Genomic DNA, 25,026 nt, shown 5'->3' with positions numbered 1-25,026 from the left:
CACCGGACCCGGACCCGGCCCGCCACCCGGGCCGGGTCCGGGGTGCGCCGCCCACGGTGGCTGCCGTATACACGCGGATGGCTGAGAACATGGGCGGACCCGACGACCCCTGGGAGCGCTGCATGGCGGAATCCGCCCACCCCGCGTCTGCCGACGACGGCATAGCCGGCACCACCGGCACCCCCGGCATCACCCGGACCGCAGGCACGGACGACGGAACCGCCCCGGCACCACCGCCACCCGCCGCTTCGGGGGCGGGCCGCCCCCGGGTGGGGCGGCAGCGGACGGGAGACCCGGCGGCGGGGCCCCACGAGGGCCCCCGGGAGGACACCGGAGAGGGGATCCGGGAGGAACCGGACGCCGCACCGGGGCGGCCCCGTGGCACCGCCGCGCAGCGCCGCACCGGCCTGCTCACCACCTTCGTGCTGGGCGGGCTCACCGCCCTGCCCGCACTCTCCATGGACCTGTACCTCCCGGCACTGCCGGAGGTCACCGACGCCCTGCACAGCCGGGCCGCCACCGTCCAGCTCACCCTCACCGCCTGCATCGCGGGCATGGCCGTCGGCCAGTTGCTGGTCGGCCCGATGAGCGACCGGTGGGGCCGCCGCCGGCCGCTGCTGGCCGGCATGGTGGTCTATGTGCTGGCCACCGTGGTCTGCGCCTTCGCCCCCACCGCCGAACTGCTCGTCGTCTTCCGGGTCGTGCAGGGCCTGGCCGGCGCGGCGGGCATCGTGATCGCCCGCGCCGTGGTCCGCGACCTGTACGAGGGCGTGGAGATGATCCGGTTCTTCTCCACCCTGATGCTGATCGCCGGCGTCGCGCCGATCGCCGCCCCGCTCATCGGCGGCCAGGTGCTGCGGTTCACCGACTGGCGCGGGGTCTTCGTCGTCCTGGGCACCGTCGGCGCCCTGCTCACCGTGCTGGTGTGGCGCTGCCTGGGCGAGACGCTGCCGCCCGAACGGCGGCACGTCGGCGGGCTCGGCGAGACGCTGCGCACCATCCGCGGGCTGCTCGCCGAACGGGTCTTCACCGGCTACCTGCTGGCCGGCGCGTTCGCCTTCGCCGCGCTGTTCGCCTACGTCGCCGGGTCGTCCTTCGTGGTCCAGGACATCTACGGCGCCTCCCCGCAGACCTTCAGCCTGCTGTTCGGCCTCAACTCCGTCGGGCTGGTCGGCATGGGGCAGCTCAACGGCAAGGTCCTGGTCGGCCGGGTCGACCCGAACGTGGTGATCACCGTCGGACTGGCGGCCGTGACGCTGGCCGCGGGGACCCTGACGGTGCTGGCCTCCGGGGTGTTCGGCAGGGCGCCGCTGGCGGCGATGGCGGCCGGGATGTTCGTGCTGATGTCCGCGATGGGGCTGATCTTCTCCAACACCAACGCGCAGGCGCTCCAGCGCGCCGGGCACGCCGCGGGTTCCGCCTCCGCGCTGCTGGGCACCAGCTCCTTCCTGGTCGGCGCCGCCGCCGCGCCGCTGGTCGGGATCGCCGGGGAGGGCACGGCGGTACCGATGGCGCTGGTCCAGCTGGGGTGCGCGCTCGCCGCGGTGGCCTGCTTCGTGGGACTGTGCCGTCCATGGCAGCGGAAGCGAGCGGGCCGGTGACGGACCCGGCGCCGGACCGGCCCGCGGATGCGGTGGCGGGCCCCGGGGCGGACCGGCCCGCGGATGATCCGGTGGCGGACCTGGTGCGGGGGGTGGCCGCGCTCACCGAGGGCGAGCGGCCCTGGTGCGCCGGCGCGGTGGTCAGCGCCGGCCGGGGCACCGGGACCCTGGCCGAGGAGGCGTTCGGCTGGGCCGTGCGCTACGCCGGGTACGACCCGGACACCGACCGCGGAGTGGAACTGCCCGCCGCGGCCCGGGTGCCGGCGGACACCGGCACCCTCTTCGACCTCGCCTCCCTGACCAAGCTGTTCACCGCCGTCGTCGCGGTGTGGTGCGTGGAGCGGGGCACCCTGGACCTGGACGGGCAGGTCGCCGCCTACGCACCGGAGTACGGTGCCGCCGCCGCGCACCGGATCACCGTGCGGCAGCTGCTCACCCACACCTCCGGCCTCCGCCCCGAACTGCCGCTGTACGCCTGCCCGGGGCCGGCGGAGCGGCTGGCGATGCTCCGCGCCGAGGAACCGACGGCCCCACCGGGCACCGGGCGCCGCTACTCCGATCTGAACCTGCTGATCCTGCAGGGCGTGCTGGAGCGGATCACCGGGCAGCCGCTGGACCGGCTGGTGGCGGAGGTGATCACCGGGCCGCTGGGCATGCGCGACACCTGCTTCCGGCCGCCGCCCGCACTGCGACCCCGGGTCGCCGCCACCGAGGACCAGCGCCGGCCCTGGGCCAAGCTGGACCGCGGCATGCTGCGCGGCGAGGTGCACGACGAGAACGCGCACGCGCTGGGCGGCGTTGCCGGGCACGCCGGGCTCTTCGCCACCGCGGGCGATCTGGCGCGGCTGTGCCGGGCGCTGCTCGGCGGCGGTACCCACGAGGGGGTCCGGGTGCTCCGGCCCGGCTCGGTCGACCTGCTGCTGACCGCGCCGGGGCTCGGCTTCGAGGTGGACCAGCCGTGGTTCATGGGCGGACTCGCGGGCCGCGGCGCGGCCGGGCACACCGGTTTCACCGGGACCAGCCTGGTGATCGACCGGGCCACCGACTCCTATCTGGTGCTGCTCGCCAACACCGTCCACCCGCGCCGCCGCCCCGGCGACAGCGCTCCGCGGGCCGCGGCCGGGACGGCGCTGGCACGGCTGCTGCGCGCCGGGGACGGGTAACATTCATCGGATGCACGCCCCCGAATCCGTCCCCGCCCGCGACGCCCTGCGCGCGGCGCTGGCCCGACTGCTGGACGGTCTGCCGCCCTCCCAGGCGGCGCAGGCCGTCGAGCGGCTGATCACCAACTACCGGGGGCGGACCCCGACCGACGCGCCGGTGCTGCGGGACCGCTCCGACGTGGCCGCCTACGCCGCGTACCGGATGCCCGCGACCTACGAGGCGGTGCGGGCGGCGCTGGCCGCGTTCCGGGCCCGGCTGCCCCACTGGGTCCCGGCGCACCACGTCGACGTCGGCGGCGGTACCGGCGCGGCGAGCTGGGCGGTCGCCGACGCGTGGGCCGGCGAGACGCCCGGGACCGGCGCGGCCCGCGGCACCACGGTGCTGGACTGGTCGCAGGCGGCGCTGTCGCTCGGCGAGGAACTGGCCGCCGGGTCCGGCGAGCCGGCGCTGCGGGACGCGCGGTGGCTGCGGCAGGCGATCGACGGCCGGCTGCGGATCGAACCGGCCGACCTGGTCACGATCTCCTACGTGCTGGGCGAACTGACCGAGGCCGACCGGGGCGTGGTGGTCGACGAGGCGGCCCGCGCGGGCCAAGCGGTGGTGATCGTCGAGCCGGGCACCCCCGAGGGGTACCTGCGGATCCGGGCGGCCCGGGACCGGCTGGTGGCCGCCGGGCTGCGGGTGGTCGCCCCGTGCCCGCACAGCGGCACCTGCCCCATCGAGGTGGGCTCCGACTGGTGCCACTTCGCCGCCCGGGTCAGCCGCTCGTCGCTGCACCGGCAGGTCAAGGGCGGCTCACTGCCGTACGAGGACGAGAAGTTCAGCTATGTGGCGGCGGTCCGGGACCTGCCGGCGCCACCGGCCGCGGCCGTGGACCGGGTGGTGCGCAAGCCCCAGATCCGCAAGGGCATGGTGCTGCTGGACCTGTGCACCGGGACGGAGGGGCTGCGCCGGGAGACGGTGACGAAGCGGCACGGCCCTGCCTACCGCGCCGCCCGGGACACCGGCTGGGGCGACGAGTGGCCGCCCGCGCCGGAGCGGGACCGCTGATATCGGGCCGGCGCCGCGGCCGGTACGTGGAGTCCGGCCGGGCCGCCGCCACCGCGGACGGCTCCGCGGGGTGCTGACGGCCCGGGGACCCCGGGCGCGGACCGTGCCCGGGGTGCCCGCCCGCGCCCCGCGCCCGGCGTCCGGTGCCGGGCCGTCCCGGGGAGCCGCGGCTGCGGGTGCGGCGGCTCAGTCCTCCTCGCCCTCCACCGCCGAACGGGTGTTCCGGCGTTCCTGGAGCTTGCGCAGCAGCTCCCGTTTCTGTGCGAGTGGGTCGAGGCCGCCGCGGCCCTCCGTGCCGGTGCCGCGCCCGCCGTGCAGCGTGGCCCGGGAGAGGTTGCTGCGGGTGCCGCCGACGCCCAGCATCGTGCCCGACCTGCCCTTGCTCATGGTGATCTCCTCTGTGCTCGCTCCGAGTGAGCGAGACGTTTCGTCTCGCACTAGTCATAGTTTCCGCGAGACGTATCGTCTTGTCAAGACGATACGTCTCGCCTCATGTGCTTGGTAGATTGAGGCCATGGCCAACAAGACTCCCCCTGACGCCTCCCGCCGCAGCGAGCGCTCCCGGCGCGCCATCCAGGAAGCCGCCCTCGACCTCGTCGGCGAGGTCGGATACCCCAAACTCACCATCGAGGCGATCGCCGCCCGGGCCGGCGTCGGCAAGCAGACCATCTACCGCTGGTGGCCCTCGAAGGCCGCCGTCCTCCTCGACGCCTTCGCCGCCCTCGGCGAGGAGGCGGCGGAGGCGGCGGGCGGGGACCCCGAGATCCCCGACACCGGCGACCTGGAGGCCGACCTCAAACTGGTGCTCCGGGCCACCGTCGACGAGATGAACTCCCCCCGGTACGACCTGCCCGCCCGCGCCCTGGCGGCCGAGGGCGTGGTCAACCCCGAACTCGGCGCCGAGTTCGTCTCCCGCCTGCTGGAACCGTCGCTCCAGCTCTATGTGAAGCGGTTGCGCGCGGCCCAGGAAGCCGGGCAGGCCGACCCCGGCCCGGACCCCCGGATCGCCCTGGAACTGCTGGTCGGGCCGCTCGCCCACCGCTGGCTGCTGCGCACCCTGCCGCTCACCCACGAGTACGCCGACGCCGTGGTGGAGGTGGCGCTGCGCGGCATCGCCCCGCGCTGAGCGGCGCCCCGCGACCGAGAGGCATCGCCCCACCGGGCGGTCACCCGCCGCGGCGGGCCGTGCCGCCCCGCCGGGCGCCGCCCGCCACCGGTCCGCGCCGCCGTGCGTCGTCCGTCCGCCGGTCGGCGGTACCGCCCGCCGGCGCGTGCCGTGACCGTCCGGTGGTCCGGGCGGTCCGCCCCGCCGCCGCCCGGGAGCGGGGCGGCGGGCCGGGGCGCACTCAGGGGCGGACCGGGATGCCGGTCAGCAGTCCGGGGGCGTCGGTGATGATCCCGGTGCAGCCCAGGCGGAGCATCCGGTCCCGGTCGGCCGGGGTGTTCACGGTGTGCCCCCACACCCGGGGGATGCCGGACCGGACGGCGCGCTTCACGTCCTCGTCCCGCGCCCGGTGGTCCACGTCCAGCAGATCCACGAACGACCGCCAGGCGGAAGGGTCGTCGTCCCGCAACTGCGCGGCCGAACGCCACAGCTGGGCGATCAACCCCATGTCGTGCGCCTGCCGGGCCACGGCCGGGGTGTTGGTGTTGACGTACACCGAGCGGGCCAGCCCCCGGTCCTTGACCAGCTTGGCCAGGGCGGGCAGCCCGCGCGCGTCCTTGGCCTCCATCATCAGCGTGGTGTGCCCGCCGAACCGGTCCAGCACCTCCGCCACGGTCGGCGGCGGCTCCGGCAGCCACTCGCCGGGCAGTGCCGGGTCCGGCCGCAGCAGCACGTGCCGCCACTGGTCCAGGCTGAGCGTGTCGACCCGGCCGGAGGAGTACGTCGTGCGGTCGAGCGTGGCGTCGTGCATCACCACCGGGGTGCCGTCGCGAAGCACCCGGGTGTCGAAGTCGATCACTTCCGCCTGACCCCGCTCCAGCGCCGCGGTCAGCCCCGCCATGCTGTTCTCCGGCACCTCCAGGGCGCCCCCGCGGTGTGCGGTGTACGTGATGGAGCCACGTATCGGAGCGCCGCTCGCCTGCCCCGGCGCTCCGCGGGCGGCGGGCAGCACCACCCCCGAGGCGGGGGTGGCCAGCGCCAGGGCCATGGCCGCCGCCAGCAGAGATCTTGAGACCATATACGGAACGCTAAGCCGGAGAATGCGGTTATGCCCGGTAAGTGCACCCACTGGTGGGGGTAGCGCCCACCCCGGATGCGGACACCGGCCACCTCAGGAGCAGGATGGTGGCAGCATTGATCGGGTAGGGCGATGCCGCACCACAGCCACGACAGCCGTGAAACGAGGCGATAGATGGAACGCAAGGGCAGGTTCTCCCAGTGGCTGCGCCGTCCCAGGAGCGGAGCGGGCGGCGAGGCGGGCACGGGAGTGGGCGCCGGCGGCGCCCGCGAGGATCTGCTCCTGGCGGCCGCGGCCGCCGGATTCCCGCTCGCGCCGGCCGCCCACCCCTCCGGGTACGGCTGTTCCTGCGACCGCATCGGCTGTCCCACGCCGGCCCGGCACCCGGTCTCCTTCGCCTGGCAGACCCAGGCCACGACCGACCCGGAGAAGGTCGGGCAGTGGCTCCGCAGCCAGCCCGAGGCCAACTTCATCACCGCCACCGGCATCGCCCACGACGTGCTGGACGTGCCGGCGGACGCCGGACGCCTGGCCCTGGAACGGCTCGGCGCCGCCGGGGTCGAGGTGGGGCCGGTCGCCACGTCCAGCGCCGATCTCCAGCAGAGCCGCATGCTGTTCTTCACCGCCACCCGGGGCACCCCCGAGGACGAGGACGAATGGTGGCCCTGCGAGCTGGACTGCCACCCCGAGACCATGGACGAGCACCCCGGGCTGCGCTGGCACTGCCGGGGCAGCTATGTGCTGGTCCCGCCGGCGCGACTGCCCGGCGACGGGCACGTGGCCTGGCTGCTGGGCCCCGAGCGTCCGCTGCCGGACCCGCTGACCCTGCTGGAGGCGCTCACCGACGCCTGCGCCCGGTTCGCCGGGTCCGAGCAGGAGCACCACTCCGCGGCCTGGCCGATGGGGCGCTGACGGCACCGGTCCGCCCGGTTCCCCGGCCCGTCGGGGCCGCCCGCGCCGTCGCGGGGCGCCGCCGCGCGCCCGCAGCCGGCCCGCCCGGCCCCCACCGGAGGGCGCCGCGCCCCGGCCTGCTCACTCGCCCTTGGCGGCCGTCACGCCTTCCATCCGGTTGACGAAGACCACCTTGCGGTCGGCCGCGTCCTCGGCCGGCACCTTCACCGCCGACTCCGCGACCCGGGTCAGCGTCACCGCCCGCTTCGCCTCGCCCTTCAGCAGCGGCTTCACCCGCTCGTCGGGCTGCGGCCGCACGCCCTTGGCCATGGTCTGCTTCTCCCGGTGGTGGGAGCTGAAGAACACCAGGGCCCCGCCGTCCCGGGTGCGCAGCCCCACCGGCGCGTAAGCGTCGCCCTCCGCCGGGGAGTCGATGTACTCGGTCCAGAACTTCGGCGTGCGCAGGAACCGCTTGCGGTCCTCGCGCAGCCGCGTCGTCGCCGACCCGGCCGCGAAGGTGTCACCCTTGCCGGTCATCAGATAGCCGGTGTACGCCCTGCTCAGCGTGTCCGGGGCGACCACCAGTCCGGCGCCCTTCCCGGAGGTGGGCACCGCCTCGGCCCAGCCGTCTTCGTCGGCCGCGAACCGCGGCACCTCGTCCCGGCTGAGGATGGACAGGTACGCCACCCGCCACGGCTCGCCCGCCGCGGCCCGGGAGAACACCAGCAGCCAGCGGGTTCCGCTGTCCGGCGCCTCCCGGTTGCTGCGGGTGTCGGCCACGAAGAACTTGGGCCACCCCACCTGCTTGGGGATGTGGTAGCGGGCGTCGGTCAGCTCCAGCGGGGGGAAGTCCGGGTTGCCGCCGGGCCTGTTGGCGCGCTGCGCGGTGAGGTCGGCGGTGAATATCTCGCCGAGCGGGCCGGACTCCACCTGGCCCAGCAGCTCCGGATCCAGCTCGCGGTACGCCTTGTTGTACGTGTCCAGGAACCGATCCAGCGCCTTGGGCGCCTCGGACTCGGCCACCGAGGGGATGTTCTCCCGTTCGCCGTGCACCGTCACACAACCGGTCAGCGACGGGGCGCAGAACAGCAGCACGGTGGCTGCCGTCGCGGTCAACGTCCGGCGGGGCGGCCTGCGTGTCATGGGGCTCCGGCTCCTTCGGCTGCTGCGGGTCGGCGCCACCCTACCGGGGGCCCGGCGGCGTCCGGGCGCGGGGACGGGCCCGGCCCCCGCCGGGCGCCACGGGGCCCGAAGGGGGGCCGGCCGGGCGGCGGCAGCGGCGGGCGGGGAGTGCCGGCGCCCGGGCCCGTTCGGCCTGCTCGGCCCGGCCGGCCCACCCGGCTCGACCGGCCCACCGGGCCCATGCGGTTCGACCGGCCCGCTCGGCCCACCCGGCCCAGCGGCCGGTCAGGCGCTGAGCGGGAACTCCCGCCCCAGCTCCCGCAGTACCGCGGTGTTCAACGCGTAGGCGCGCCGGCACTCCTCGACCACCCGCTGCTTCTCCAGGTCGTCCACCGGCAGCGCGTCCAGCAGCGCGCGGTAATCCCGTTTGAACGCGGCCGGGTTGGCGATGCCCTCGAAGACGTAGAAGCGGACCCCGTCGCCCTTGCGGTCGAAGCCCCAGGTCTTCTCGGCCGTACCGCGGATGATCTGGCCGCCGGAGAGGTCGCCCAGGTAGCGGGTGTAGTGGTGGGCGACGTATCCGGCGGGCCAGTCGCGGGCGCACTCCGCCACCCGCGCCGCGTAGGCCGCGGTCGACGGCAGCGGCACCAGGCCGGCCTGCCAGCCGGGGCCGCCGAGGTGGGCCAGATCGCGCTCCAGCTCGGCGGTGCGGGCCAGCTCGGGCCGGATGAAGGGGCCCGCCACCGGATCGCCGGCCAGCTCCCCGGGGACCGACTCCAGCGCGCGGTAGACGAACCACAGCTGCTCGGTGTAGCGCCGGTACGCGTCGACGCCCAGCCGGCCGCCCAGCATGTCGCCGATGAACGACATGCCGTTCGCCTCGGTGTGCTGTTCCTGGGAGGCGGTGCGGATGAGCGCGGAGAACGGGGTGACCGGCGTCGGGTTGCTGGCTGCGACGTTCAAGACGGGCCTCCGGGTACCGAGAGGGGCGTAAGGCGATTGTTGCTACTTAGGTTTCCCTAAGTCAATGCTTTCCCGACGCCCTGTCGGTAAACCTCTCCGGCGCGGTTCCGCCGCCGCGGCTACGGCAGCGTGAGGATCTCCGCGCCGGTCTCGGTGACCACCAGCGTGTGCTCGAACTGCGCGGTGCGCTTGCGGTCCTTGGTCACCACGGTCCAGCCGTCGTCCCACATGTCGTACTCGTGCGTCCCCAGCGTCAGCATCGGCTCGATGGTGAACGTCATCCCCGGCTTGATCTCGGTGGTGTGGTGCGGGCTGTCGTAGTGCGGCACGATCAGTCCCGAGTGGAAGGCCGAGTTGATCCCGTGGCCGGTGAAGTCGCGCACCACGCCGTAGCCGAAGCGCTTGGCGTACGACTCGATGACCCGGCCGATGATGTTGATCCGGCGGCCCGGCCTGACGGCCTTGATCGCCCGGTTCAGCGACTCCCGGGTGCGCTCCACCAGCAGCCGCGACTCCTCGTCCACCTCGCCGCAGAGATAGGTGGCGTTGTTGTCGCCGTGCACGCCGCCGATGTACGCGGTGACGTCCAGGTTCACGATGTCGCCGTCCCGCAGCACCGTGGAGTCCGGGATGCCGTGGCAGATCACCTCGTTGACGGAGGCGCACAGCGACTTGGGGAAGCCGCGGTAGCCGAGCGTCGACGGGTAGGCCCCGTGGTCGCACATGTACTCGTGCGCGACCCGGTCCAGTTCGTCGGTGGTGACACCCGGCGCGATGAGCCGCGCGGCCTCCTCCATGGCCCGCGCGGCGATCCGCCCGGCGATCCGCATCCGCTCGATCGTCTCGGCGTCCTGCACCTCAGGACCGGTGTACGGGGCCGGCGCCGCCTTCCCCACGTACTCGGGGCGGGTGATCGAAGCGGGCACGGAGCGGGCGGGGGAGAGCGTCCCCGGGACAAGAAGCGACTGGCCAGACATGTCAGCGAGTGTATCCGCGGGGGATCGGGCAGCATGGCGGCAAGGAGGAAGCGGCGACGGGCCGCCCGAGGACGGAGGACGAGGCCGGATGGCGATGTTCAAGCGGGGGACGGCGGGCAAGCCGGGCGAGTGGTACTACTGCCTCAAGCACCAGGCCGTGGAGGAGGGCCCGCAGTGCCGGGCCGCCGACCGCTTCGGGCCGTACACCACCCGGGAAGAGGCCGCCCACGCCATGGAGACCGCGCGGGAGCGGAACGCGGCATGGGAGACCGACCCGCGCTGGCACGACAAGGGACCGGCGGCGGAGGACGACGGCGCCTCCTGACGCGCCCCGGGCACGCCCCCGCCCCCGCGCCGGCCGCGGCTCCCGGTCCCTCCCGGCCGGCCGCCGGACGGACCGGGCGCCGGGTCAGGCCGCCGGGGCGGTCTGCTCCTGCCGCAGCTCCCGCATGCGCCGGGCGTGCTCGTCGGTCCGCGCGTCGTAGGTCATCAGCTTCGGGATCGCCACCGCCAGCAGACCCACCGCGGCGACGCAGGCCACCCCGCCCGACCAGACCGCGGCCCGCACCCCGGTCAGGCCGGCCATCCCGCCGGCCCGTACCTGGCCGATCTGCGGGCCGGTCGCGTACGACAGCAGCTCGATGCCGGCCAGCCGTCCGCGCAGGTCGTCGGGGATGGTCTGGTTCCACAGCGTCGACCGGTACAGACCGCTCACCATGTCGGCACCGCCCGCCACCACCAGGCACAGCAGTACCAGCCAGACGTTGGGTACCCAGCCCGCCACCGCCATCGCCGCGCCCCACACCGCCGCGCCCAGCACCACCATCCGGCCGTGCCGGTGCACCCGCGAGGTCCACCCGCTGGTGGCGCTGACCAGCACCGACCCCACCGAGCCGGCGGCGTACATCAGCCCCAGCGCCCAGGGGGCGTCCAGGTCGTCGGCGAGGAACGGGAAGATCGCGTTGGGGAAGGCGAAGAGCATCGCCGCCATGTCCACCACATAGGTGCCGAGCAGTTCCTTGCGCCGCCAGGCGTAGCGGGCGCCCTCCGCGATCGCCGCGAACGACGGCTTCTCGGCGTCCTCGGCGGGCGGCGAGGCGGACAGCCCCAGCGCCAGCAGCAGGGAGGCGGCGTAGGTCAGCACGTCCAGCCCGTAGGCGAGCGGCACCCCCGCGTACGCCACCACCACGCCCGCCAGTGAGGGACCCGCGATGGCGGACAGCTGCCAGCGCAGCGCGTTCAGCGCCGCGGCGGCGGTCTGCTGCTCCAGCGGGACGATCCGGGCCACCACCGCGTCCAGCGCCGGACGCTGCAGACCGGTGAGCGCGCTGGCCACCGCCGCCACCACATACAGCGGCCACAGCATCGGATCCGGCAGCAGGCTGTTGACCAGCAGCAGCGCGGCCAGCAGCCCGAGGCCCGCCTCGGTGAGCAGGATCAGGGTGCGGCGGTCGACGGCGTCCGCGAGCGCGCCGCCGTACAGCCCGAACACGATCAGCGGCACCAGCTCCACCGCGCCGATCGCCCCGACCGCGAACGCCGACCCGGTCAGCTCCTTGACCTGCATCGGCAGCGCCACCAGGGTCAGGAAGCTGCCGAACGCGGTCACCAGTCCGGCGACCCACATCAGCCGGAAGTCGCGGGAGGAGTGCCACGGGGCGAGGTCGGGCAGCAGCGAGCGGCCGCGCCGCGCTCCCGGCCGCTGACCCTGGGGGTGGTCGTCGTCGGTCACGAGCCGCCATGCTCCGGGAGCCGGCGGGGCGACGGCAACCGAATTTGCGGCGGGGCCGCCGGGTGCGGCACGGGCCGGGCCCGGCTACCAGCGGGGCGGCGGTGCGGTCAGCCGCTCGGCGAGCCGGGACAGCCGGTCCCGCAGCGGCCGGCCGGTGCCGGCCGGCCGCGCGTTCTCCCCGGCGGCGGCGCTGACCAGGTGCTGCACCGTCTCCAGGTCCGGCCCCGCGTCCGGCGGCGCGGCCAGCACCTCGTGCGCCACCGGGTGCAGGCCCGGCTCGGCACCGCCCTCCAGGGCGAACACGGTCGCCCCGGAGCGCCGGGCGTCGTGCACCCGCTCCAGCAGCCCGGCGCCCGGCGCGCCGGGCGACACGACCAGCAGGGTCTCGCCCCGCCCGGCCGCCTCCAGCCGCCCCAGCCCCACCGACAGATGGGCGGGCAGGCCCTCCGCCACCCGGTGCCGCACCAGGGTGGGGCGGAGTCCGGGCAGCCCGGACCAGTCCGCCTCCTCCCGCAGGTGCGCGGCCAGATGCCACGGCTCGTACTCCTCGCAGCCCACCAGCAGCAGGCCCTCGGAGCGGCCGGCCGCGGCGCGCAGCGCACCGCCGAACCGGCGGGTGTCCGTCAGCCACTCGGTGCCGGCGAGTACTTCCCGCAGCAGCGCGACCCGTACCGCGTCCATGCCCCGCATGCTGCCGCCCGCCCGGCGGCGGAGCGGACGGCTCCGGTCGGGCTCACCCCTTCGGGCGGCGCGCCGCCGGTGGAGCGGGCGCTTGCGGCGCGGCGGGCGCCGGTGTGCCGCGGGTGAACCCGGAGGGGACGGCGCACCAACTGTTCATGTGCCGTGCCTTGACGCTCCATAAGGCAATCCCTATGGTCACCGCACACAAGGGACGTCCTACGTCCGGTGGGTTGGCAGCAGCGCTCGATCGCGACGGGGCATCGGGAGGTCTGATGGCAAGCGGTGTGACGGCGCGTACCTACGAGACGTCGGTCCCCTTCCGGGCCGGAACCGGCGGCTACGCCAGCTACCGCATCCCGGCCGTGGTCTGCACCGCCCGCGGCGACCTGCTGGCGTTCGCCGAGGGCCGGGTGGCGTCGTCCGCCGACAGCGGCGACATCGACGTGGTGCTGAAACGGTCCGCCGACGGCGGGCGCAGCTGGGGCCGGTTACAGGTCGTCGCCCGGAACGGCACCGGCACCGCGGGGAACCCCGCGCCGGTGGTCCTGGCGGACGGGCGCGTGGTGCTGGTCCACGTCCGCAACGCCGCCTCCGCCACCGAGAACCGCATCCGCCGGGGCGAGGTCGCGGCCGCCGACGGGCGCCGGGTATGGGTGCAGCACAGCCAGGACCGGGGCGCCACCTGGAGCGCCCCGCGCGAGATCACCGGCCAGGTCAAGAAGTCCCACTGGCGCTGGTACGCCACCACCCCCGGGCACGCGCTCCAGTTGCGGCACGGCCCGCACGCCGGACGCATCGTCGTCCCCGCCAACCACTCGCTGCCGCCCACCGGCCAGGACAACGGCACCGAGGGCCGCTACAACGGCGGCCACGACCTGCTCAGCGACGACGGCGGCGCCAACTGGCGGATCGGCTACGTCGACGACAACACCAACGGCTACATCAACGCCAACGAGACCACCGCCGCGGAACTCCCCGACGGCCGTGTCTACTTCAACACCCGCAACGACTCCGACGCCCCCGGCACCCGGGCCGACGCCCACTCCCGGGACGGCGGCAGCACCCTGGTCAGACCCTTCCGACCGCAGGCCGGCCTGGTCACCCCGGTGGTCGAAGGCAGTGTGCTGCACCTGGGCGAGCCCGACGTGCTGCTGTTCTCCGGTCCCGCCGATCCCGGCTTCCGTGCCCTGATGACCATCCGGGCCAGTCACGACGGCGGCGTCACCTGGCGCTCGGCGCACACCGTCGACGGGCTGCCCGCCGCCTACTCCGACCTGGTCAGGGTCGATGACGAGACCGTCGGGCTGCTCTACGAGACCGGCGACTTCAGCGCCTACTCGACGATCACCTTCCGGCGCGTTCCGGTGGAGGAGCTGGTATGAGCATCGATCCCCGCAAGCACCGAGACCCCCTCGACGGCGCCCGGCGCGCCGCCGGCACCACCCCGGGCGGCCGGGGGCCGGACCGGCGGGCGGTGCTCGGCGGGGCGGCCGCCGTCGCCGCCGGACTCACCCTCGTCGGCTGCGGCTCGGACGACGGTGGCGACGACGCCCCCAAGGGCCGCGAGAAGGGCGAGAAGGTCACCCTGACCTTCTGGTCCTGGGTGCCGGGCATCGACAAGCCGGTCGACCTGTGGAACCGCCGGAACCCCGAGGTGCAGATCAAGCTGGAGAAGGTATCGGCGGTCAACGGCGCCCAGTACGCCAAGATGCACGCCGCCATCAAGGCGGGCAACCCGCCGGACCTCGGCCAGATCGAGTACCCGGTCGTCCCCAGCTTCCTGCTCGACAACGGACTGCTGGACCTGACCCGCTACGGCGTGGACCGGCACCGGAGCAAGTTCGTGGGCTGGCAGTGGCAGCAGTCGGTCTTCGGCAAGGGCGTCTACGCCGTGCCCCAGGCATCCGGCCCGATGGGCCTCTTCCTGCGCCGGGACCTCTTCGACGAGTGGGGCATCGACACCCCGCGGACCTGGGACGACTACGAGGCGGCGGCCAAGGCGGTGCGGAAGAAGGACGCCTGGATCGAGACGTTCTCCCCGACCAACGGCAACCGCTTCGCCGGCTTCGCCTGGCAGGCGGGGGCCCGCTGGTTCGGCACCTCCGGCGAGGCGTGGACGGTGAGCATCGACGACGAGCCCACCCGCAAGGTCGCCGACTTCTGGGAGGCGCTGGTCCGGCAGAAGCTGATCAAGACCATCCCGGACCGGCAGAACGCCTGGTACAAGGACATCCAGACCGGGGACATGGCCGCCTGGCTCGGTGCCAGCTGGGGCGACGCGCTGCTGTCCGGCAACGCGCCCGGCACCGCCGGGAAGTGGCGGGCCGCGCCCATGCCGCAGTGGAAGAAGGGGGAGCGCGCCCACGCCAACTGGGGCGGGTCCACCACCGCCGTGTTCGCCCGGACCGACTACCCCGAGGACGCCCTCGCCTTCGCCGTCTGGCTCAACACCGCACCCGAGTCCATCGCGCTGCTGATCGAGGGCGGCTACGGCTTCCCCGCCGCCACCTCCGGCTTCGGCGTGGCCGACCTCGACGTCCACAAGGAGTTCTTCGGCGGCCAGGCGTACAGCGAGGTGTTCGAGGAAGCAGGCAGGGGCGTGGACACCAGCTGGCAGTGGGGCCCCGCCGTCGACACCCTCTACCAGCGGCTCGGTGACGCCTTCACCGAGGCGCTCGGCGACGGCGGCTCCTTCCGGTCGGTACTGAAGAAGGTGCAGGGCGAGACGGTCCGGGACCTCAAGGACAAGGGCCTGAAGGTGGAGACCGGGTGAGGCGGCCCACCCGCTCGGAGGCCAGGAACGCCCGCGCGGCGGCCGTGTTCCTGACGCCGTTCCTCGCCCTGTTCGCCCTGTGCTTCCTCGCGCCCATCGGCTACGCCGTGTACGAGAGCCTCCTCAGGGTCGAGCGGACCGGCCCGCTCGGCCTGGGTGGCGAGACCAGGGAGGTCTGGGCCGGCCTGGCGAACTACACCCACGCCCTGGAGGACGACCGCTTCACCTCGGGCTTCGCGCGGGTCCTGCTCTTCGGCGCGGTACAGATCCCGGTGATGATCGTCTTCGCCACCGCGCTGGCCCTGCTGCTGGACGCCGCCTCGGCCCGCTGGGTGGGCTTCTTCCGCACCGCCTTCTTCCTGCCGTACGGCGTGCCCGGCGTCATCGCCTCCATCCTCTGGGGCTTCCTCTACGTCCCCGGGATCAGCCCGCTGGTGGAGATGGCCGGCTCGGTCGGCTGGGACGTCGACTTCCTGTCCCGCTCCACCGTGCTGTGGTCCATTGCCAACATCGTCACCTGGCAGTTCACCGGCTACAACATGCTGGTGCTGATCGCCCAGCTCAAGGCGGTCCCGGAGGAGCTGTACGAGGCGGCCAGGATCGACGGGGCGAGCGCCTGGCAGGTGGCCCGGCACGTCAAACTCCCGCTCATCCGGCCCGCCCTGGTCCTCACCACCGTGTTCAGCATCATCGGCACCCTGCAACTGTTCGCCGAACCCATGGTGCTCCGCCCGCTCGCCACCTCCATCGACTCCGGCTACACCCCCAACCTGCACGCCTACAACGAGGCCTTCACCAGCAACAACCAGCACATCGCGGCGGCCGAGGCGGTGCTGCTCGCCCTGGTCGCGTGCGTGCTGTCGTTCGGCTTCCTGCGCCTGGTGGGCCAGGGCGCCCGGCGCTCGGACGCCCCGCGCCGGGGCCGGCGGCGCGGCACGCCGCCCGCGGACTCCCGGCGCCCGGCGGCCCGGCGCGGCGGAAAGGAGGGCGACCGGTGACCCGAGCCACCGTGACCGAGCCCGGGGAGCCCCGCGAACCGGAGGGGCCCGGCAGTGCCCGGCGCGGCCCGGCGCGGCCCGGGCGCGCCGGGGACCACCAGCCGCGCTCCGCACGCCGCCGCCGGCGCGCCGCACCGTCCGCCCAGCAACCCCCGCTGCGGTACCGCATCATCACCTGCTCGGCCCTCGCCGTGGCCGCCGTGTACTTCCTGGTCCCCGTCTACTGGCTCACGGTCTCCGCCACCAAGTCCAGCGGCGACCTCTTCGGCACCTTCGGCTTCTGGTTCTCCGACCCGCGGCCCTTCGAACGCCTCGGCGACGTGCTCGCCCACGACGACCACATCTACGTGCGCTGGTTCCTCAACAGCCTGCTGTACGCCGGGATCGGCGCGGTCGCCGCCACCCTGCTGTCGGCCGCCGCCGGGTACGCCCTGGCGAAGTTCGCCTTCCCCGGCCGGGAGGGCGTCTTCAACGTGGTGCTCGCCGGGGTGCTGCTGCCCGGCACCGCGCTCGCCCTCCCGCTCTACCTGCTGTTCAGCGAGATGGGACTGGCCAACACCTACTGGGCGGTGCTGCTGCCCAGCGTGGTGAGCCCGTTCGGCGTGTACCTGTGCCGGATCTACGCCACCGCCGCCGTCCCCGACTCGCTGCTGGAGGCGGCCCGGATCGACGGCGCGGGGGAGGCCCGGATCTTCACCACCCTCGGCCTGCGGCTCATGACCCCCGCCCTGGTCACCGTCTTCCTGTTCCAGTTCGTGCACATCTGGAACAACTTCTTCCTGCCGCTGGTGATGCTCTCCGACTCCGAGCTGTACCCCCTCCAGCTGGGCCTGACCTCCTGGCAGGGGTACGCGGACCGGCAGCCGGAGCTGTACCAGTACACGGTGGGCGGCGCCTTCCTGTCCGTGCTGCCGCTGATGGTGCTGATGGCCGTTCTCCAGCGCTACTGGCGCACCGGCCTGACCGAGGGCAGTGTGAAGGCGTGACCGGGCGCACCCCGGAGGTGCGCCCGGGGCGTGACAGGATCACTGTCATGACTGCTACGGATCAGAGCAAGAAGGCGCCGGCGAAGGACCCGTGGGACCTGCCCGATGTGTCCGGCCTGGTGGTGGGCGTGCTCGGCGGCACCGGCGACCAGGGGCGGGGCCTCGCCTACCGCCTCGCCAGGGCGGGCCAGAAGGTGATCATCGGCTCGCGCGCCGCGGACCGGGCCCGGGCCGCCGCCGACGAGCTCGGCGAGGGCGTGGAGGGCGCCGACAACGCCGAGTGCGCCCGGCGCAGCGACATCGTGATCATCGCGGTGCCGTGGGACGGGCACGCGGCCACCCTGGAATCGCTGCGCGAGGAACTCGCGGGCAAGCTCGTGGTCGACTGCGTCAACCCGCTCGGCTTCGACAAGAAGGGCGCCTACGCGCTCAAGCCCGAGGAGGGCAGCGCCGCCGAGCAGGCCGCCGCGCTCCTTCCCGACTCCCGGGTCACCGCGGCGTTCCACCACCTGTCCGCGGTGCTCCTCCAGGACCCGGCCATCGAACGGATCGACACCGACGTGATGGTGCTCGGCGAGTCCCGGGCCGACACCGACCTGGTGCAGGCCCTGGCCGGCCGGATCCCCGGCATGCGCGGTGTCTTCGCCGGCCGCCTGCGCAACGCGCACCAGGTGGAGTCGCTGGTCGCCAACCTGATCTCGGTGAACCGCCGGTACAAGGCGCACGCCGGGCTGCGCGTCACCGACGTCTGAACCGCCCCGGGCCGCGGCCGGCCGGACCGCCCCGCCGCCGGCCCGGCCGTCCCGGCACACCGCCGGAGCCGGGCCCGGGCGCGTCCGGCCGCCGAGGGGCATGGGGGAGAATGGAGCGGACCGCACCATCCCGGACAGGAGCCGACCCCCATGCCCCGCCTCGCTCTGTACGCCCTGACCGTCTGCATCCTGGCCGTCGTGGCGGCGGTGGTGTCGTTCACCCAGGGCAGCTGGCTGGGCATCCTGTGGATCCTGATCGCCGGTGTCTCCTCCAACATGACCTGGTACTACCTGCGCCGGGCCAGGGCCGGGCGCTCGACGACCGACGCCTGAGCCGGGCCCGCCCCGCCCGTCGGCCGGCCCGGGCGGGAAACGGACCGGCGCACGGGTCCGGACACCCGCCCCGGCCACCGGCCGGAAACGGGCCGCGCGCCCGGAGCGCCCCGGCCGCCGCCCCGGCCGGAAACGGTCTGCGGACGCCGGCCCCGCTGCGGCACAGTGGCGCCATGACGACGTGCTCGGTGTTCTACCAGGACTGGCAGATGGAGTGCTGCGGCAAGCCCTTCTCGGTGGGCGAGGAGGTGAGCTGGCAGGTGGTCCCGCTGGACCCCGCAGACCGCTCGGGACCGGTCCCGGCCGGCTCGGTGGCCGGCCCGCTGTACGCACAGGCCGGGCACCCCGTGTGGCCGGGGCGGCCCGAACCGCTCACCGGCCGGGTGAGCCGCATCCGGGTGGTCACCCAGGGCTTCGAGGCACCCGGCCCGGAGGACCGCACGTTCCGCCCGGTGCCCGGGGACTTCTCGCTGCGCCAGGTCGACACCTGCCCCAAGTGGTTCCGCCGGGACGTCGACGGGGACGGGCGGCGGCCGTCCGGCGGGCGCCGGCGCGACGAGACGGGCGTCCTGGTCGAGATCGCCCGCCCCACCGGCGGTGCCGGGCGCTGACCCCGGCACCCGGCCGGGCGCGGTCGGCGGTTCGGCGGGCTGACGGCGCCAAGCGGCACCCGGGCCCGCGGCCCGGGCGGCCGGCGCCGGGCTCCTTGCGCCGGGCTCCATATGCCGGCCGGCGGCCCTCGCGCCCCGCGTCGGGCCGGGTGGTCCGGTACCGCTGATCGCCGAGCCGGGCCGAGCCGAGCCGGGCTGGGCCGGGCCGGTGTGCCCGGCGGGCGGCCCGGCGCCGGACCGGGCCCGTGCCGCCCCGGCCCGCCGAGGGATATGCCGAGGGTGTCCACGACAATGGTGCCCGTGCGTTACGGCATCCTCGGCACCACCCAGGCCCACCGAGCCGACGGCACCCCGGTCCCCCTCGGCGGGGCCCGGCTGCGTGCCCTGCTCACCGCGCTCGCACGGCAACCCGGCCGGACACGCCCGGCCGCCGCGCTGATCGAGGAGATCTGGCCGGACGCCCCGCCGCGCGACGCCCCCGGCGCCCTCCAGGCACTCGTCGGCCGGCTCCGGGGCACCCTGGGCCGGGACGCGGTGGAGTCCGCGCCCGGTGGCTACCGGCTCGCCGCCCGCCCGGACGACGTCGACCTGCACCGCTTCGAGCGGCTGGCCGAGGAAGGGACCCAGGCGCTCGCCGACCACGACCCGCAGCAGGCCGCCGCCCTCCTGGACGACGCGCTCGCCATGTGGCGGGGCCCGGCGTTCGCCGACCTCCCGGACCGGGCCGCGGTCTCCGCCCCGGTCGAGGCCCGGCTGCTCACCGCCCGGCGGGCGCGGGCGGAGGCGGACATCGCACGCGGCGCCGCCGAAGCCGCCCTGCCGGCGCTGACCGGACTGTGCCGCGCCCACCCGCTCGACGAGCCGCTGCACGCGGCACGCATCCGGGCGCTGGCCGCCGCCGGGCGTCCGGCCCAGGCCCTAGCCGCCTACGAGGAGGTGCGGGAGGAACTGGCCGAGCGGCTCGGTACCGACCCGGGGCCGGTGCTGCGTGCCCTGCACGCGGAACTCCTCGGCGCCGCCCCGGCCGGACGGCCGTCCCCGCCGCCGCGCCCCGCCCCGGTGACGGTGCCCGGGGCCGCCCCCGCGGCGGTGGGCACCACCGCGGGCGCCCGGCCGGACGGCGGCGCCGGGACCGCGACCCGCTCGGGGCCGGTGGGGCCGGCAGGACTGGTGGGGCCGGTGGGGCTGGTGGAACCGGCCGGACCGGTGGGGCCGGCGGGTGTGCCCGAGGGTGCCGGCCCGCGCCCCGGCACGGCGCCCGGGAGTGCCGGGGCACGCGGCGGCCGGGGCAACCTCCGCGCCCGGCTCACCAGCTTCGTCGGGCGCGAGGCCGACCTCGACGCACTCCGCGCGGACCTCGGCCGGCATCGGCTGGTCACCCTCACCGGACCCGGCGGAGCGGGCAAGACCCGGCTGTCGCAGGAGGCCGCCGAGGCCGTCGCCGACGCGTGGCCGGACGGGGTGTGGCTGGTGGAACTGGCCCCCCTGGACGACCCCGAGACGGTCCCGGAGGCGGTGCTCACCGCGCTCGGCGCACGCGAGACCGTGCTGCACGGAACCGCCGCCGAGGGGCTGCGCGCGGCCGTCGACCGGTCCGCCCACGAACCGATGGCCCGGCTGCTGGAGCACTGCGCCGCCCGCCGCCTGCTGCTCGTCCTGGACAACTGCGAGCACCTGGTGGACGCCGCCGCGCTGCTCGCCGAGCGGCTGCTGGGGCACTGCCCGGGGGTGAGCGTGCTGGCCACCAGCCGGGAACCGCTGGCGGTGCCCGGCGAGACGGTACGGCCGGTCGACCCGCTGCCCGACCCCGTCGCGCTGCGGCTGCTCCAGGACCGGGGGTCGGTGGCGCGCCCCGGCTTCCGCACCGACGACGACCCGGCGGCCTGCGCCGAGATCTGCCGCCGGCTGGACGGTCTGCCGCTGGCCGTCGAACTCGCCGCGGCCCGGCTGCGGTCGCTCGCCCCCCGCCAGCTGGCCGACCGGCTCGACGACCGGTTCCGGCTGCTCACCAGCGGCAGCCGCACCGCGTTGCCCCGGCAGCAGACCCTGCGGGCGGTGGTCGACTGGTCCTGGGACCTGCTGGACGGCCCCGAACGCACCGTGCTGCGGCGCCTGTCGGTGTTCACCGGCGGCTGCGATCCGGCCGTCGCGGAGGAGGTCTGTGCGGACCCGCCGCCACCGCCCCACGACCCCGCCGGGGGCCACCCCGCCGCCCGGCCGGAGCCGCACCCCGACCCGCGCCGGGGCGGGTCCGGCCCGGTCCCGGCCCGCCCGCCGGGGCCGCCGAACGGTACCGGGCACCGGCCCGTGGACGGCGCGGGCCCGCCCGGGGCCGCCATCGACCGCCGCGACGTCACCGCCCTGCTGGGTTCACTTGTCGACAAATCGCTGGTGGTCGCGGAGCCCGACCCGGACCGCCCCGCCGCCGGGATGCGCTACCGGCTGCTGGAGACGGTCGCGGAGTACGCGGCGGAACGGCTGACCGAGTCCGGCGAACGGCCGCGGGTGGAGCGGCGCCACCTGGTCGCCTACCGCGAACTCGCCCGCACCGCCGACCCGCTGCTGCGCGGCCCGGAACAGCGGGACTGGCTGGCCCGGCTGGAGACCGAGCACGACAACCTGCGCACCGCGCTGCGCCGGGCCGCCGCCGCCCGCGACGAGGAGGAGGTGCTCTGCCTGGTGCTCTCGCTCAGCTGGTTCTGGCAGCTGCGCCGCCACCAGGTGGACGCCCGGCACTGGTCGGCGGTCGCCGCCCGGCTGGGCCCCGACCCCTTCGAACACCCGGTGGCGCCCGCACCGCCGGTACCGGACTCGTCGATCTCGGTGCCGCCCCCGCTCCCTCCCGACCTGCTGGCGGAGGCCAGGCGGGGAGTGCGGCTGGTGTCGCTGGCCAACCTCGAAGGCGAGGTGGCGGACCTGACGAACGGAGGGCGCCGGCAGGACCTCCGGGACGGGCTGATCGCCGCCTACCGCCCGGGCCTGCCGCAGACCTGCCGGCTGCCCGGCCTGATGTGGTTCTACGCGGTGATCCTCGCCGGCGACCTGCCGCTGCTGCGGCGGGCCCTCGACGCGACCGTGGCGACCTGCCGGGAACTGGGCCTCGCCTGGGAGCTGGCGTTCGCCCTGCACGTGCGCGCCAAGGTCGTCCACGGGCAGAGCCTGCGGACCGCCGCCGCCGCGTCCGGGCGGTCCGGCGGCACCGGGACCGGCCCGGGCCGGCCGACCGCGGCGCAGGTCGAGGAGGAACGGGCCCGGGCCGCCCGCCGGGACGCCGACGAGAGCCTGGAGATCTTCCTGCGGACCGGCGACGGCTGGGGCATCGCGGAGGCGCTGGCCGGCCGCGGCGAGATGCACGAGCAGAACGGCGACTACCCGGCGGCGGCCGCGGACTACCGCGAGGCCATCCGGTACGCCACCGAGCTGGGCGCCCTGGGCCAGGTGAACCTGCTGCGCGCCCGGCTGGGCGGGGTGCGCATCGAGTCGGCGGACCCGGCGGAGGCCGCGGAGGGGGAGCGGATGCTCCGCGAGGTGGCCACGGACCAGGCGCAGAGCGGCGAGGACGCGATGTCCTACGCGCGGGTCTACCTGGCCCAGCGGTGCGGGCTGACCGGCCGCAGCGAGGAGGCACGGGACCTGCTGGAGGCGCTGGCCGAGGAGTTCCGCCGCCGCGAGCTGGACCTCTTCCTGGGCTCCGTGGAAGGCATGCAGAGCTGGCTGGACCTGCTCGAAGGGCGGCCCGGCGAAGCCCTGCGGAAGGTGCGCGGCGCACTCGCCAAGACCCAGGACGAGGTGACCATGCTGGTCGCCCCGCAGATCCCGGTCACCCTGCTGCTCACCGCCGCCCAGGCGCTCGCGGAACTCGGCGGGGAACGGCGCACGCGGACCGCGGCCCGGCTGCTCGGCGCCTACGACACGCTGCGCCCGGCCGCCCGGTGCTGCCAGACCGTCGAACGGACCGTCCGGCGGGACGCGGAGCGCCACACCCGGGCCGGGCTGGCCGAGGCGGCCTACCGGCGGGCCTACGCGGCGGGCCGGGAACTGGGCCTGACCGAGGCCGTCGCGCTGGTGTGAGGCGTGCCGGTGCGGTGGCGGTCCTCGAAACGACCGTCACCGCACCGGCACGAGGCTCCGGGCGGCGCCCCCCGCCGTGCCCGAAGCCGCACCCGCCCGCGCGGCAGGCGCGCCGGGACCCGCCCGGCCCGGTCCGTGGCGGACCGGCCGCGGCGCGGGCTCAGGTCTTGTCCCGGAACTTCCGCACCGCCAGCGGGGCCGTCACCAGGGTGATGCCCAGCGCCCAGGCCAGGCAGCTGATCGCCGGCTGGGCGACCGCGCCCTCCCCCTGGGTCAGCGCCCGGGCCGCGTCCGCCAGCTGGGACAGCGGGTTGTAGTCGGTGAAGGTCTGCAGCCAGCCGGGCATCGAGTCCGGCTTGGCGAAGATCGACGAGCCGAACTGGAGCGGCATGATGACCAGGAAGCCCACGCCCTGCACCGCCTGCGGGGTCTTCATGGACAGGCCCAGCAGCATGAAGATCCAGGTCAGCGAGGAGCCGAAGACCAGCGCCAGGGCGACCGCGGCGAGCAGCTGCAGCACGTCCGTCTTGAGGTCGAAGCCCAGGATGAAGCCCACGGTGAGCAGGATCAGCGTGGAGACCAGCATCCGTCCGGTCTCCACCACCAGCTTGGCTATCAGCACCGAGGAGCGGGCGATGGGCATGGTGCGGAAGCGGTCCATCACTCCCTTGTTGAAGTCGTCGTTGACTCCGGTGCCCACCGACATGGCGATGCTCAGACCGCCCATCGCCATCATGCCGGGGATGAAGTAGTCGACGTACGCGTCCTGCCCGCCGGAGACGGCGCCGCCGAAGACGTACACGAACAGCAGGGTGAAGATGATCGGCATCAGCACGGCGTCGAACATCGACTCCGGGTCCTGCTTGATCTGCAGGGCGTTGCGGCGCACCAGGGCGCCGATGTGCCGCAGGTTGGCGCGCAGGCCGATCCGGCCCTCGCCGGGCAGCGGCGGGGTCTTCGCCGCGGGTGCGTTCACGGTCGTCGCGCTCACGCCGCGACCTCCTCGAGGCTGTCGGCCGCAGCGTCCTGCGGGGTGGAAGTCTTCTGTCCGGTGAGAGCCAGGAACACCTCGTCCAGGCTCGGCAGGTGGGTGTCGATGCCGGCGATCGCGAAGCCGCGGACGCCCAGCAGTCCGATCACCGCGGTCAGTTGCTCGTCGCTGATGATCGGCACGTTGACCAGGCCCTCCTCACGGTCGGCGGTGGCCCCGCCGATGCCGTCCAGACCGGCGTCGGCCAGCGCGTCGACCATCGGGTCCAGGTCCTCGGGCCGCACCGGACGGATCTGCAGGGTGCGCCCGCCGACCTTGGCCTTGAGGTCGTTGACCCGGCCCTCGGCGATCACCTTGCCGCGGTCGATGACCGTCAGCTCGCTCGCCAGCTGCTCGGCCTCCTCCATGTACTGGGTGGTGAGCAGCACCGTGGTGCCCTCGGTCACCATCCGCTTGACCTCGTCCCACACCTCGTTGCGGGTCCGCGGGTCGAGGCCGGTGGTGGGCTCGTCCAGGTACAGCACGGCGGGCCGGCCGATCATCGAGGCGGCCAGGTCCAGGCGCCGCCGCATGCCGCCGGAGTAGGTGCCCACGGGCCGCTTGGCGGCCTCGGTGAGGGAGAACCGCTCCAGCATGGCGTCGGCGCGTCCCCGGGCGTCCTTGCGGGACAGATCGAGCAGCCGCCCGATCATGTACAGGTTCTCCCAGCCGGAGAGCTTCTCGTCGACCGAGGCGTACTGCCCGGTCAGGCCGATGGTGCGGCGGAGCTGGCGGGGCTGGCGCACCACGTCGTACCCGGCTACGACGGCGGTGCCGGCGTCCGGCCGGAGCAGCGTGGACAGGCAGCGCACCAGCGTGGTCTTGCCGGCGCCGTTGGGGCCGAGGACCCCCAGGACGGTGCCTTCCCGCACGTCCAGGTCCACACCGTCGACGGCCCGGGTGGCACCGAAGTGCTTCACCAGTCCGCGTACCTCGACGGCGTTCCCCCCGCCTGGGTTGGTTTCGAATCGCGTCATGCCGGAGAGCATGGCAGCCGCCACCGACAGACGGCCGACAAGCGGCGGACAGCCCGCCGACGGGGGACGGTCGGCGGGCTGTCGGTGTGCCGGAGGTGGCTCAGGTCCCGGGCCGGGCGGCCCGGGGCGGG

23 protein-coding genes are annotated in these 25,026 nt (G+C 75.0%); 14 read left to right on the top strand and 9 right to left on the bottom strand.

Translation table 11 applies throughout. The annotated features are described in order from the left end of the window. The first annotated feature begins 77 nt into the window (after positions 1–77). The 3 genes from ACH4B3_RS11315 to ACH4B3_RS11305 are packed head-to-tail and all read left to right on the top strand — an operon-like array spanning position 78 to position 3,815. Positions 78–1,601: a multidrug effflux MFS transporter gene (locus tag ACH4B3_RS11315; RefSeq protein WP_398462542.1), complete on the top strand. Its 1,524-nt coding sequence runs from the start codon at positions 78–80 to the stop codon at positions 1,599–1,601. Beyond that, positions 1,574–2,764: a serine hydrolase domain-containing protein gene (locus ACH4B3_RS11310; RefSeq protein ID WP_398462541.1), complete on the top strand. Its 1,191-nt coding sequence runs from the start codon at positions 1,574–1,576 to the stop codon at positions 2,762–2,764. The genes ACH4B3_RS11315 and ACH4B3_RS11310 overlap by 28 nt, the downstream gene beginning before the upstream one ends. A 10-nt stretch (positions 2,765–2,774) precedes the next feature. Further along, entirely contained in the window at positions 2,775–3,815 is a 1,041-nt protein-coding gene (locus ACH4B3_RS11305; protein WP_398462540.1) for a small ribosomal subunit Rsm22 family protein, read from the top strand. A gap of 186 nt (positions 3,816–4,001) precedes the next feature. Here the strand turns inward: ACH4B3_RS11305 and ACH4B3_RS11300 are convergent, their stop codons facing one another. Then, positions 4,002–4,202 (bottom strand): DUF6243 family protein, encoded by a 201-nt coding sequence (locus ACH4B3_RS11300; protein WP_398462539.1) that lies wholly within the window; start codon positions 4,200–4,202, stop codon positions 4,002–4,004. Positions 4,203–4,329: 127 nt separating this feature from the next. Between ACH4B3_RS11300 and ACH4B3_RS11295 the strand changes: the two genes are divergently transcribed. Then, on the top strand, positions 4,330–4,941 hold the full coding sequence (locus tag ACH4B3_RS11295; protein WP_398462538.1) for a TetR/AcrR family transcriptional regulator: 612 nt from the start codon (positions 4,330–4,332) through the stop codon (positions 4,939–4,941). Positions 4,942–5,161: 220 nt separating this feature from the next. Here the strand turns inward: ACH4B3_RS11295 and ACH4B3_RS11290 are convergent, their stop codons facing one another. Further along, complete coding sequence (locus tag ACH4B3_RS11290; RefSeq protein WP_398462537.1) at positions 5,162–5,998, bottom strand: glycerophosphodiester phosphodiesterase; 837 nt, start codon at positions 5,996–5,998, stop codon at positions 5,162–5,164. Positions 5,999–6,172: 174 nt separating this feature from the next. Between ACH4B3_RS11290 and ACH4B3_RS11285 the strand changes: the two genes are divergently transcribed. After that, complete coding sequence (locus tag ACH4B3_RS11285; RefSeq protein WP_398462536.1) at positions 6,173–6,910, top strand: bifunctional DNA primase/polymerase; 738 nt, start codon at positions 6,173–6,175, stop codon at positions 6,908–6,910. A 120-nt stretch (positions 6,911–7,030) separates the two neighbouring features. On the opposite strand, the gene ACH4B3_RS11280 is transcribed toward ACH4B3_RS11285, so the two are convergent. From ACH4B3_RS11280 to map, 3 genes are all read right to left on the bottom strand, one after another. Continuing rightward, entirely contained in the window at positions 7,031–8,032 is a 1,002-nt protein-coding gene (locus ACH4B3_RS11280; protein WP_398462535.1) for a hypothetical protein, read from the bottom strand. 264 nt (positions 8,033–8,296) lie between these two features. Continuing rightward, positions 8,297–8,974, bottom strand: coding sequence for a heme oxygenase (biliverdin-producing) (locus tag ACH4B3_RS11275; protein WP_398462534.1), 678 nt, complete (start codon positions 8,972–8,974; stop codon positions 8,297–8,299). Between the two features lie 119 nt (positions 8,975–9,093). Next, the gene (gene map, locus ACH4B3_RS11270) at positions 9,094–9,951 is read right to left on the bottom strand and encodes a type I methionyl aminopeptidase (RefSeq protein ID WP_398462533.1); all 858 of its coding nucleotides are present in this window, start codon (positions 9,949–9,951) and stop codon (positions 9,094–9,096) included. A gap of 88 nt (positions 9,952–10,039) precedes the next feature. Here map and ACH4B3_RS11265 point away from each other — a divergent pair, with 88 nt between their 5' ends. Beyond that, positions 10,040–10,276: a hypothetical protein gene (locus tag ACH4B3_RS11265; RefSeq protein ID WP_398462532.1), complete on the top strand. Its 237-nt coding sequence runs from the start codon at positions 10,040–10,042 to the stop codon at positions 10,274–10,276. A gap of 84 nt (positions 10,277–10,360) precedes the next feature. Here ACH4B3_RS11265 and ACH4B3_RS11260 read toward each other — a convergent pair whose 3' ends face one another. Together ACH4B3_RS11260 and ACH4B3_RS11255 are read right to left on the bottom strand one after the other, a co-directional pair. Continuing rightward, entirely contained in the window at positions 10,361–11,683 is a 1,323-nt protein-coding gene (locus tag ACH4B3_RS11260; protein WP_398462531.1) for an MFS transporter, read from the bottom strand. 84 nt (positions 11,684–11,767) lie between these two features. Next, entirely contained in the window at positions 11,768–12,364 is a 597-nt protein-coding gene (locus ACH4B3_RS11255; protein ID WP_398462530.1) for a hypothetical protein, read from the bottom strand. A 272-nt stretch (positions 12,365–12,636) separates the two neighbouring features. Between ACH4B3_RS11255 and ACH4B3_RS11250 the strand changes: the two genes are divergently transcribed. The 8 genes from ACH4B3_RS11250 (at position 12,637) to ACH4B3_RS11215 (ending at position 22,888) form a co-directional block, all read left to right on the top strand. Further along, positions 12,637–13,746 carry an exo-alpha-sialidase gene (locus tag ACH4B3_RS11250; protein WP_398462529.1) on the top strand — a complete coding sequence of 370 codons (1,110 nt, stop codon included), beginning with the start codon at positions 12,637–12,639 and terminating at the stop codon, positions 13,744–13,746. Next, positions 13,743–15,137, top strand: a complete 1,395-nt coding sequence (locus ACH4B3_RS11245; protein ID WP_398462528.1) for an ABC transporter substrate-binding protein — start codon at positions 13,743–13,745, stop codon at positions 15,135–15,137. The genes ACH4B3_RS11250 and ACH4B3_RS11245 overlap by 4 nt, the downstream gene beginning before the upstream one ends. Beyond that, positions 15,134–16,135: a carbohydrate ABC transporter permease gene (locus tag ACH4B3_RS11240; RefSeq protein WP_398462527.1), complete on the top strand. Its 1,002-nt coding sequence runs from the start codon at positions 15,134–15,136 to the stop codon at positions 16,133–16,135. Before ACH4B3_RS11245 ends, ACH4B3_RS11240 begins: the two co-directional genes overlap by 4 nt. Positions 16,136–16,290: 155 nt before the next feature. Continuing rightward, entirely contained in the window at positions 16,291–17,121 is an 831-nt protein-coding gene (locus ACH4B3_RS11235; RefSeq protein ID WP_398462754.1) for a carbohydrate ABC transporter permease, read from the top strand. Positions 17,122–17,168: 47 nt separating this feature from the next. Beyond that, positions 17,169–17,873, top strand: a complete 705-nt coding sequence (gene npdG, locus ACH4B3_RS11230) for an NADPH-dependent F420 reductase (RefSeq protein ID WP_398462526.1) — start codon at positions 17,169–17,171, stop codon at positions 17,871–17,873. 150 nt (positions 17,874–18,023) lie between these two features. After that, positions 18,024–18,206, top strand: coding sequence for a hypothetical protein (locus ACH4B3_RS11225; protein ID WP_398462525.1), 183 nt, complete (start codon positions 18,024–18,026; stop codon positions 18,204–18,206). 173 nt (positions 18,207–18,379) lie between these two features. Then, entirely contained in the window at positions 18,380–18,817 is a 438-nt protein-coding gene (locus tag ACH4B3_RS11220; protein WP_398462524.1) for a DUF6578 domain-containing protein, read from the top strand. Between the two features lie 291 nt (positions 18,818–19,108). Continuing rightward, positions 19,109–22,888 (top strand): AfsR/SARP family transcriptional regulator, encoded by a 3,780-nt coding sequence (locus ACH4B3_RS11215; protein ID WP_398462753.1) that lies wholly within the window; start codon positions 19,109–19,111, stop codon positions 22,886–22,888. Positions 22,889–23,048: 160 nt separating this feature from the next. Here the strand turns inward: ACH4B3_RS11215 and ACH4B3_RS11210 are convergent, their stop codons facing one another. Next, complete coding sequence (locus tag ACH4B3_RS11210; RefSeq protein WP_398462523.1) at positions 23,049–23,879, bottom strand: ABC transporter permease; 831 nt, start codon at positions 23,877–23,879, stop codon at positions 23,049–23,051. Continuing rightward, positions 23,876–24,895 carry an ATP-binding cassette domain-containing protein gene (locus tag ACH4B3_RS11205; RefSeq protein WP_398462522.1) on the bottom strand — a complete coding sequence of 340 codons (1,020 nt, stop codon included), beginning with the start codon at positions 24,893–24,895 and terminating at the stop codon, positions 23,876–23,878. The genes ACH4B3_RS11210 and ACH4B3_RS11205 overlap by 4 nt, the downstream gene beginning before the upstream one ends. Positions 24,896–25,026: the final 131 nt, after the last annotated feature.

This window comes from Streptomyces sp. NPDC018031, assembly GCF_044327625.1.
Classification (GTDB): Bacteria; Actinomycetota; Actinomycetes; order Streptomycetales; family Streptomycetaceae; genus Streptomyces.
This window is presented reverse-complemented; position numbering and strand designations above follow the sequence as displayed.

Coding starts and splice junctions, on each gene's coding strand:
- ACH4B3_RS11315 (WP_398462542.1), top strand. CDS start 78: ATGGCTGAGAACATGGGCGGACCCGACGACCCCTGGGAGCGCTGCATG.
- ACH4B3_RS11310 (WP_398462541.1), top strand. CDS start 1,574: ATGGCAGCGGAAGCGAGCGGGCCGGTGACGGACCCGGCGCCGGACCGG.
- ACH4B3_RS11305 (WP_398462540.1), top strand. CDS start 2,775: ATGCACGCCCCCGAATCCGTCCCCGCCCGCGACGCCCTGCGCGCGGCG.
- ACH4B3_RS11300 (WP_398462539.1), bottom strand. CDS start 4,202: ATGAGCAAGGGCAGGTCGGGCACGATGCTGGGCGTCGGCGGCACCCGC.
- ACH4B3_RS11295 (WP_398462538.1), top strand. CDS start 4,330: ATGGCCAACAAGACTCCCCCTGACGCCTCCCGCCGCAGCGAGCGCTCC.
- ACH4B3_RS11290 (WP_398462537.1), bottom strand. CDS start 5,998: ATGGTCTCAAGATCTCTGCTGGCGGCGGCCATGGCCCTGGCGCTGGCC.
- ACH4B3_RS11285 (WP_398462536.1), top strand. CDS start 6,173: ATGGAACGCAAGGGCAGGTTCTCCCAGTGGCTGCGCCGTCCCAGGAGC.
- ACH4B3_RS11280 (WP_398462535.1), bottom strand. CDS start 8,032: ATGACACGCAGGCCGCCCCGCCGGACGTTGACCGCGACGGCAGCCACC.
- map (WP_398462533.1), bottom strand. CDS start 9,951: ATGTCTGGCCAGTCGCTTCTTGTCCCGGGGACGCTCTCCCCCGCCCGC.
- ACH4B3_RS11265 (WP_398462532.1), top strand. CDS start 10,040: ATGGCGATGTTCAAGCGGGGGACGGCGGGCAAGCCGGGCGAGTGGTAC.
- ACH4B3_RS11255 (WP_398462530.1), bottom strand. CDS start 12,364: ATGGACGCGGTACGGGTCGCGCTGCTGCGGGAAGTACTCGCCGGCACC.
- ACH4B3_RS11250 (WP_398462529.1), top strand. CDS start 12,637: ATGGCAAGCGGTGTGACGGCGCGTACCTACGAGACGTCGGTCCCCTTC.
- ACH4B3_RS11245 (WP_398462528.1), top strand. CDS start 13,743: ATGAGCATCGATCCCCGCAAGCACCGAGACCCCCTCGACGGCGCCCGG.
- npdG (WP_398462526.1), top strand. CDS start 17,169: ATGACTGCTACGGATCAGAGCAAGAAGGCGCCGGCGAAGGACCCGTGG.
- ACH4B3_RS11225 (WP_398462525.1), top strand. CDS start 18,024: ATGCCCCGCCTCGCTCTGTACGCCCTGACCGTCTGCATCCTGGCCGTC.
- ACH4B3_RS11220 (WP_398462524.1), top strand. CDS start 18,380: ATGACGACGTGCTCGGTGTTCTACCAGGACTGGCAGATGGAGTGCTGC.
- ACH4B3_RS11215 (WP_398462753.1), top strand. CDS start 19,109: ATGGTGCCCGTGCGTTACGGCATCCTCGGCACCACCCAGGCCCACCGA.
- ACH4B3_RS11205 (WP_398462522.1), bottom strand. CDS start 24,895: ATGACGCGATTCGAAACCAACCCAGGCGGGGGGAACGCCGTCGAGGTA.